This is a genomic window from Terriglobus sp. YAF25 (assembly GCF_052113305.1).
Lineage (GTDB): Bacteria > Acidobacteriota > Terriglobia > Terriglobales > Acidobacteriaceae > Terriglobus.
On the sequence record NZ_JBFRCY010000661.1, the window covers coordinates 1 to 2,622 of the forward strand.

The 2,622-nt window shown below is 61.4% G+C and carries 2 protein-coding genes; one reads left to right on the forward strand and one right to left on the reverse strand.

Annotation, left to right across the window (positions count from 1 at the left end; genetic code table 11):
- Positions 1-437, forward strand: a 437-nt coding sequence (locus AB4043_RS21955; RefSeq protein WP_442308091.1) for an aminotransferase class III-fold pyridoxal phosphate-dependent enzyme, incomplete at its 5' end; no start/stop codon positions are given.
- Between the two features lie 279 nt (positions 438-716).
- Here AB4043_RS21955 and AB4043_RS21960 read toward each other — a convergent pair.
- Positions 717-2,357, reverse strand: coding sequence for a 2-oxo acid dehydrogenase subunit E2 (locus AB4043_RS21960; RefSeq protein ID WP_442303399.1), 1,641 nt, complete (start codon positions 2,355-2,357; stop codon positions 717-719).
- Between the last annotated feature and the right edge of the window lie 265 nt (positions 2,358-2,622).

Here is a 2,622-nt window from a genome sequence, read left to right on the forward strand (position 1 = left end):
CTCATGGCCACACGTATGAAGCTCACCCACTGACGCTCGGCCCCGCAATCGCCACCATCCGCGAGATGCAGCGGCTCAACCTGATAGAGCGCGCCGTCGAAGTGGGAGCATATCTCGGGGAAAAGCTGCAGGCGTTGAAAGCGAAACACAAGTCCATCGGCGACGTACGCGGCCTCGGACTTTTCTGGGCAGTCGAGCTGGTAAAGGACCAGGCAAAGAAGACGCCCTTCAACGTCTGGCAGGAGAAGCTCGACGGTAAGACTCTGGTCGTCGACCAGATCGCCGGCAAGATGATGGCCTCAGGAATCTTTCTGCAGGCATGGATGAACCACTTCGTCATCGCGCCACCGCTTATCGTCTCGAAAGAAGAAATCGATTTCGCTCTGACTGCGCTGGATGAACACCTGTCGATCGCAGACGAGCTAGTTGCTGGGTAGCTCCGCTCGAATAGTTCACCCAGCGAATCAAGTTCCCCGGGAACCCCGTGTTGCGATGAATGGGCACCCGGTGTGTGAGTTCCTTCAAGCCTTTCCACACATTCTGGACTCATACAAAAGCGGTTCGCGCGTAGCGCGAATGTCCCACATCTCGGCACAGCCGAGATATGTGGCACCCGCTTCGTACTGTGACAAAAAGGAAAAGCAAAATGGGGCTGACAACGTCAGCCCCATTTCCACTGCATTAAGGCGCGAAGCGCATCCCGCCGAGCGCGCAGCTCAGCCGATGTCTTCGGACCAGTTTTCCAGGTAGGCCTTGAAGTCGGTCATGAACTTGCCGGCATCGGCGCCGTCGACGATGCGGTGGTCGAAGCCGAGCGTGAAGCGCTGGACGGAGCGGATGGCGATGGACTCATTGCCGTCCTTGTCGGTGAGCACCAAGGGTTCTCTGTTCAGGCCACCGATGCCGAGAATTGCCACCTGCGGCTGGTTGATGATCGGTGTTCCGAACTGTTCGCCGAAGATGCCGGCGTTGGTAATGGTGAAGGTGCCGCCGGCGATCTCATCCGGAGCCAGCTTCTTGCCGCGGGCGCGCTCAGCGATATCGACGATGCCGCGAGCGATGCCGAGGAAGCTCTTCTCTTCGGTCTGCTTGATGACCGGAACGATGAGGCCCCAGTCCAGAGCGACGGCGATGCCGATGTTGATGTTCTTCGCATAGCGGATGGCATCGCCCTCGACGGAGGCGTTGACGATGGGGTGCTTGCGGAGCGCGGTGATGACGGCGCGAGTGATGAAGGGCATGTACGTCAGCTTCACGCCGTTGCGCTGCTCGTACTTGTTCTTCTCCTTCTCACGCAGCTTGACGATGCGGGTCATGTCCACCTTGAAGATGGTGTGGACGTGCGGCGAGGTCTGCTTGGACTCGACCATGCGCCTGGCAATGATCGAGCGCATCTTCGACATCGGCTCCAGGGTGCCAGGCGCCGGAACAGCCGCGGCTGGGGCGGGAGCGGCAGCAGGCTTCGCTGCTGCGGGCGCAGCGGCGGCGGGAGCTGACGCGGCCGCGGGCTTCGCGCCTGAGATTACGCCGGTGATGTCGTCCTTGGTGATACGGCCGCTGGCGCCGGTGCCGGTGACGGTCGAAAGATCGATGGCGTTTTCCTTGGCCATCTTGCGGACCAGCGGAGAGCTGCGGACGCCGGCGGCGGCTGTTTCGGCAGTGGTTGCTGCAGCAGCGGCAGGGGCCGGAGCAGCGGCTGCGGGAGCCGGTGCGGCCGCAGGAGCAGCGGCGGCCTTGTCCGCGCCTCCGCCGATGATGGCTACCACGGTATTGATGGCAACGGTCGAACCGGCCTCTACCTTGATCTGGCTCAGCACACCGGCTGCAGGCGAGGGAATCTCGGCATCGACCTTGTCGGTCGAGATTTCAAAGAGCGGCTCGTCGCGCTGGACGGAGTCGCCGACCTTCTTCAGCCATTTGGTGATGGTGCCTTCGGTGATGGATTCGCCCATCTGCGGCATGACGACGTCGGTACCCGAGCCTGCAGTAAACCCGGCAGCGGGAGCGCCGGAACCTGTGTTCTGCGAGGGCTCCTGTGTCGCTTCCGTAGCAGCAGCCTTATCGTCGGCGGCAGCAGGCGCTGCCGGAGCAGCAGCAGGAGCGGAAGCCGCAGCGGAACCTTCTTCCGCGATGATGGCAACGACGCTGTTCACGTTGACCGTGGCGCCTTCCTGAACCTTGACCTCGGTCAGAATGCCGGCTGCGGGCGAGGGAATCTCGGCATCCACCTTATCGGTCGAGATCTCGAAGAGCGGTTCGTCGCGCTCTACCTTGTCGCCCGGCTTCTTCAGCCACTTGGTCAGGGTGCCTTCGGTGATGGACTCGCCCATCTGGGGCATGACTACGTCAGTCGGCATGATGATCCTTGAGAAAGTGAATTCAAATTACAAGTGAAACTGAGGTCGAGCGGCCGTTCGGCGAACGGAGCTCACTGCAACTCCCGATTCTATACCGCGAAAAACAGCACCGAAAACCGCCTCTAACCGATAAACGAACATTTAGGCGATATTCATCAACTCCTGCAACGAGTCCACCGCCAGCATCTGGCGCTGGAAGACGTGGCCCATGTGACGCGCTGCCGAGTTGGCCGCGGTGGCCAGTGTCGGCGCCGGTGTGTGGCCC